This is a genomic window from Acinetobacter lwoffii, assembly GCF_052078135.1.
Classification (GTDB): Bacteria; Pseudomonadota; Gammaproteobacteria; order Pseudomonadales; family Moraxellaceae; genus Acinetobacter; species Acinetobacter lwoffii_Z.
This window is the reverse complement of the sequence record NZ_JBQGUZ010000004.1, coordinates 191,372-197,699: the sequence shown is the minus strand read 5'-3', so window position 1 is coordinate 197,699 and position 6,328 is coordinate 191,372. Positions and strand designations below refer to the sequence as shown.

Genomic DNA, 6,328 nt, shown 5'->3' with positions numbered 1-6,328 from the left:
ATTTGTTTAAGATAAGATATAACTCATTGAGATGTGTCATAGTATTCGTCGTTAGAAAACAATTATTGTGACATTATTTCAATGAGTTATCTATTTTTGTCGTGTACAGAGGCCTCAATCATAAAAATGACAGAGTTGTGTGCCAATAGGGTATTTGGGCCCAATAATTGAAACAGGTTTGGGAAGTCTTTCACGCAAATGCCAAGATAACTTTCAGCGCCTTGTTTCCAGACTTCATTCAGTTCTACGCCATCGAGCCCGGTACATTGAAAATTCTTCATATAGATGCGCGGATCGGTAATGAATCCAGTGCCATAAATCAGACAGTCAATCGGCCGCTCTTTTCCATCTTGTGTAATGATACTGTGTTCAGTCAGTTCCTGAATCTTCTCGGTCACTAGTTCTACATTGTGGCGGTTAAAAGTCGGAAAGTAGCGGTTTGAAACCAGAATGCGTTTACAGCCCATGATGTAATCGGGAGTCAGTTTTTTGGCCAATTCAGGGTTTTTGACCTCATATTTAATGAATAGTTCTGCCAGTTTTTGGGTGAATTTCATAATACCCGGTTTGACAATCGGTACCACACGCGATTCATTTGACCAATATAGGCGCGTGCGATGTAACTTTCGAAACCAGTCATATTTTTTAAAGAGTTTCTTTTCAAAATTCGGGTAGGCGTGTTCATCACGAGGAATGACCCAGGCCGCAGTACGTTGCATGACATACAGATGTTTGCATTGCGGGGCAATTTCCGGAATATATTGAATGGCACTGCCACCTGTCCCAATCGATGCGACATTTTTGCCAGTCGGGTCATAAGTGTGATCCAATTGCGCAGAATGAAAGACTTTGCCTTGGAATTTCTCAATACCGAGAATATCTGGGATTTGCGGAATATGTAAAGGTCCGGAAGCGAATATAACAAACTGGGCTTCAAGGATACTTTGATCCTGTAGCTGTAATTGCCATAGACAGCGTTCTGCCTGGTAATGTGCTGCCAGTACTTCGGTATTTAAACGGCAAAAAGCACGCAGGTTATAATCGGTCACCAGATCCTGAATATAAGAAAATATCTCGGGTGCTTCCGCATAACGTTTGGACCAATTACTTTTTGGAGCAAATGACAAGGAATATAAATGTGATTGCACATCACAGGCTGCTCCAGGGTACTGATTGTCCCGCCAGGTTCCGCCAAAATCGCTACCTTTTTCAAGAATAATAAAATCATAAATACCATGCTGTTGTAAACGTATTGCCATGGCAATCCCTCCGCAACCAGCTCCAATAATGGCAACTTTGGTATGAGGGGGGGGGAGCGTGTAGCGGTGGCATGATCTAGCATCACTACATTCCTTACTTATTTTAATGTTGGATATTTATCGTAATTTGCTCCCTGGTGATTAGACAGAAAATTGATCTAAACGGCAATAGCCGACACATTATTTTTATAGTACAACTAGAGCAATCACATTGTATTTGTATGGTTATGAAACGTTCTGTTCTCAGTCTGATGTATTTGATTCAAGGAATGCGCAAGGCTGGCATGGAGGTCGATCAGAAACTGCAAAACATTGGGCTGCGTGTAGATGCCTTTGATCCAAGCTCGGTGATCCATCCGAGTCTGGAACATGATGTGCTTAAGGTGGTGGGACAGGAAATCCAACCTGAACAGGGATTATTGATTGGCCAGCATTATGCTTTGGCAGGTTATGGTCCCTTACTCATGTTGCTGGTGACCAGTCCTACGGTACGTGATGCATTGAATCAGGTGATCCGTTTTCAGCAGTTGACGCATTTGACCGGTCAGTTGGCCTTGCAGCAAAGCGAGCATCATAGCGCGCTATGTTATCGAGCCAAGCAGCAGGATGATCATTTGAGAATGTTGCTGGCACAGGCAGAGATTTCCGGAACGTTTAAGTTTATCCGGGAAATCTACAAATTGATGGGCTTATCCAAACCTGATTTGCGGATCGAGTTGCCATTTGCCTATCCAGAAGATCTGAATACCTTAAAGGTCTATCATGATTATTATGGAACACAGGTACAGTTTGATGCATCTCGGGCAGCATTCTGGTTTGATGAAGCAGTGTTGGATATTAAAATTCCTTCTGCAGATGCGGTCACTTTTGCTGTCTATGAAGCCAAATGTCTGGCTGAACTGGAGCGTTTGCAACAGGATGAGCAGACGCCGACTGTGGTGCAGCGTGTGCAGGATTATCTGGAAATCCAAAGCGGCCTGATGCCGAGCATGGCTGAAACGGCACAGGCGTTGAATATTCCGGAACGAACCTTGCGGCATCAGTTACAGCAGTGTGATACCAGTTATAAGCAGATTCGCGAAGAAATTATTAAAGATAAGGCTTTGCGACTGATTGAATATAAACAGTATTCGATTGAAATGATTGCAGAATTATTAGGCTATTCCGAGCCGGCCGCTTTTAACCATGCCTTTAAACGCTGGTTTGGGCAAAGTCCTCGGCAATATATAAAATAGCCTAAGTTAGTTTATGCCAAAGTGTTATAGCGTGTTGATTAAACTCCGCTATAATTAAATTGATCCCAAATAGTACGAAATTCTATGTCCGATTTTAATTCACAGCACAGCACCGCTTTTAGTCCGATTTCTCCTGCAGAACGTTATGCACAAGCGATCTCTTCGGGACAGTTTATGCCTGATGAAGCACAGGCAATGGCAGTACATGAACTGAATCGTGTCTGGCTGGAATTGATTCAGCGTTTTAAGGCATCGAAAAAAGCATTTCGCCGCTTTCGCCGTCAGACATCTCCGAAAGGGGTGTACATGTGGGGTGGTGTGGGGCGTGGAAAAACTTGGTTAATGGATCAGTTTTACGATTCGATTCCGTTTCGCCGTAAAACCCGGATGCATTTTCACCATTTTATGCAGCATGTGCATCGTGAGTTAAACAAATTATCCGGACAGCGTAATCCGCTAGATATCGTGGCGGATCGAATTTATAAAGAAGCGGTCATCATCTGTTTTGATGAATTTTTTGTGTCTAACGTGACGGATGCAATGATCCTGAGCGATCTGTTCCAGAAGCTGTTTGAACGTGGTATCACCTTGGTCGCTACTTCGAATATCGCACCGGACGGTTTATATAAGAACGGCATTCACCGTGACCGTTTTATGCCTACCATCGAACTGGTCAAGAAAAACTGTGTGGTCTTAAATGTCGATGCCGGAGTCGATTACCGTCTACGGGTTTTGAAACAGGCACAACTGTTTAAATTCCCGTTAACACATGATCATAAAAACTGGATTGCTCAACGTTTTAGCGCCTTGACCCAGACTCAGACCTGTTCTGAAGAGCCGATTATTATCAACAACCGTATTGTTGAAACCGTGTCACATACTGAAGATGTATTGTGGTGTGAATTTTCTGAACTGTGTTTAAAGCCACGCAGTCCGGCTGATTTTATTGAAATCGCCAATATTTATAATACGGTTTTGGTCAGCAATGTGCCACACCTGACCGATTTTCTGAATGATGGAACACGCCGTTTTATTTATCTGGTCGATGAATTTTATGACCGCGGCGTCAAGTTACTCTTAACCTCAGAAGATAATATCGTGGATATTTACCAGGGTGAAAAACTGGCCTTTGAAATTGAACGGACCCGTTCCCGTTTGCTGGAAATGCAGTCGGATGAATACCTGAATTCTGAACATCGCCAGATTGAGAAAATCGCCTCCGTGAACGCAGAGTAACCATAAAAGCGCTGGTCATTTACCAGCGCTTTTTTTTATAAAAATAGGGACTTAAATTATCGACAAGCCTGATTAAACATGGCTTAATCTTGATCTAAATATGATCGTGTATAACTAGAATGCATAATTTTTACTCGAAAATCTGAACTTAAGTCTAATTTCTACATTTCGAAAACTTTATACACTGTCATTAAGGTATTTAGCAGAATGATATCTATTTGCAACTGACAAAGATCAAATATGTTTATGAGGGTATTCATATTGAAAAAATGCTCAGTATTTAGCAATGTGATAATACTATTCAGCTAGATTTTAATCGGTATACTAGAATCTCTTGTATAAAAAGTAGCAATATCAGGAAAGACAATGACTGCACGTATTCAAAAAGGCAAGTTAGCGATTGCTAAAGAACTTTACGATTTCATCGAAAATGAAGCACTACCAGGTTCTGGTTTAGACAGCGAAACATACTGGAAAAACTTTGAACAAGTCGTTGTTGATCTTAGCCCTAAAAATAAAGCACTTTTGGCTAAGCGTGATGACATTCAGGCGAAAATTGATGAATGGCACCGCAATAACACATTTGAATTACAAGCTTACAAAGCTTTCTTGACTGAAATTGGCTACTTGTTACCAGAAGTAGAAGATTTTCAAATCAGCACTGAAAATGTAGACGAAGAGATTGCAGTACTGGCAGGTCCACAGTTGGTGGTACCGGTACGTAATGCACGTTACTGCCTGAACGCTGCAAACGCACGTTGGGGTTCTTTGTACGATGCACTTTATGGTTTCGATGTCATCTCTGAAGAAGATGGCGCGGAAAAAGGCAAAGGCTATAACCCGAAACGTGGTGAAAAAGTTGTCGCATTTGCAAAGAATTTCCTCGACGAAACTTTCCCATTGGCACAAGGTTCGCACGCAGACGCAACTCAATACGCAGTTGAAGCTAATGCACTGGTTGTTACCCTAAAAGACGGTTCAAAAACAACTGTGGCAGATGCCGCTAAATTCGTTGGTTACAATGGCGAAGCTTCAGCACCGACTGAAATCGTACTTAAAAATAATGGCTTGCACGCAATCATCCAGATTGATGCCAATAGTTCGATTGGTCAAACTGACGCAGCAGGCGTAAAAGACGTCGTTCTTGAAGCGGCAGTTACGACCATTCAGGACTTGGAAGACTCGATTGCAGCCGTTGATGCTGAAGAAAAAGTGGAAGGCTACCGTAATTGGTTAGGCCTGATGAAAGGTACTTTAGAAGAGTCTATTGAGAAAAACGGTAAAACTGTTACCCGTAAACTGAATGAAGACCGCACTTTCAAAAATATAGAAGGTGGTGAAACTAAAGTTCATGGCCGCTCATTGATGTTGCTGCGTAACGTTGGTCATTTAATGACGAACCCTGCGATTCTGGTAGATGGCGCAGAAATCTATGAAGGCATCATGGATGCATTGGTTACGCCATTATTGTCTTTTGCAGATATCAAAGGTGAAAACACCATCAAGAACTCGCGTCAAGGTTCAATGTATATCGTTAAGCCGAAAATGCACGGTCCTGAAGAAGTGGCATTTGCCGTTGAATTGTTTGAACGTGCAGAACAGGCACTAGGCTTACCTGCAAAAACTTTAAAAATCGGGATTATGGATGAAGAACGCCGTACTTCTGTGAACTTGAAGAACTGTATTGCACAAGCCAAAGATCGTACCATCTTTATCAATACAGGTTTTATGGACCGTACCGGTGATGAAATCCATACCTTTATGGAAGCTGGTCCATTCGTTCGTAAAGGCGAAGTAAAAGGCCAAATCTGGTTCCCGGCTTATGAAAACCGTAACGTGATGATTGGTCTGCAAGCAGGTTTACGTGGTAAAGCACAAATTGGTAAAGGCATGTGGCCAAAGCCAGACATGCTGCTTGACATGTACAAAACCAAAACTGAACATCCTGAAGCGGGGGCGAGCTGTGCATGGGTTCCATCACCTACAGGTGCGGTGATTCACGCGATTCACTATCACCAGATTAATGTTGCAGACCGTCAGCAAGAGCTATTGTCGACTCAACCTTTATCTCTGGATGATTTGTTGACACCGCCATTGGCGAAAGACACCAACTGGTCTGAAGAAGAAAAAACCAAAGAACTCGAAAATAACTGTCAAGGTATCTTGGGTTATGTCGTTCGTTGGGTAGATTTGGGTGTAGGTTGTTCTAAAGTGCCAGACATCAATGATGTCGGTTTAATGGAAGATCGTGCGACTCTACGTATTTCTTCACAACACGTTGCGAACTGGTTGCGTCACGGTATCGTAAGTCGTGAGCAAGTAGAAGAAGTGATGCAACGTATGGCGAAAATTGTGGATGAGCAAAATGCCAATGATCCACTGTATACGCCAATGTCTGCTGACTTTGCCAACAATATTGCGTTCCAGGCAGCATCTGACCTGATTTTTAAAGGTGGTGAGCAGCCATCAGGTTATACCGAGCCGCTTCTGCACGCAGCGCGTTTAAAGTTAAAAGGTTATACAGGTGACTAATCCTGTCTAGCTTAAAAAAGCCTCTTCGGAGGCTTTTTTATTGTCTAATGGTAAGCCGCTGTCGTT

At 42.6% G+C, this 6,328-nt stretch carries 3 protein-coding genes and 1 pseudogene; 3 read left to right on the top strand and 1 reads right to left on the bottom strand.

Annotation, left to right across the window (positions count from 1 at the left end; all coding sequences use genetic code 11):
* Window positions 1-104 precede the first annotated feature (104 nt).
* Window positions 105-1,342: pseudogene (locus ACTL4S_RS04465) on the bottom strand (flavin-containing monooxygenase); the annotation flags it as partial.
* A 144-nt stretch (window positions 1,343-1,486) separates the two neighbouring features.
* Here ACTL4S_RS04465 and ACTL4S_RS04460 point away from each other — a divergent pair.
* The 3 genes from ACTL4S_RS04460 (at window position 1,487) to ACTL4S_RS04450 (ending at window position 6,262) form a co-directional block, all read left to right on the top strand.
* Window positions 1,487-2,494 (top strand): helix-turn-helix domain-containing protein, encoded by a 1,008-nt coding sequence (locus tag ACTL4S_RS04460; protein WP_004645451.1) that lies wholly within the window; start codon window positions 1,487-1,489, stop codon window positions 2,492-2,494.
* An 84-nt stretch (window positions 2,495-2,578) separates the two neighbouring features.
* The gene (gene zapE, locus ACTL4S_RS04455; RefSeq protein ID WP_005106582.1) at window positions 2,579-3,730 is read left to right on the top strand and encodes a cell division protein ZapE; all 1,152 of its coding nucleotides are present in this window, start codon (window positions 2,579-2,581) and stop codon (window positions 3,728-3,730) included.
* A gap of 366 nt (window positions 3,731-4,096) precedes the next feature.
* On the top strand, window positions 4,097-6,262 hold the full coding sequence (locus ACTL4S_RS04450) for a malate synthase G (RefSeq protein WP_180037406.1): 2,166 nt from the start codon (window positions 4,097-4,099) through the stop codon (window positions 6,260-6,262).
* Window positions 6,263-6,328 lie beyond the last annotated feature (66 nt).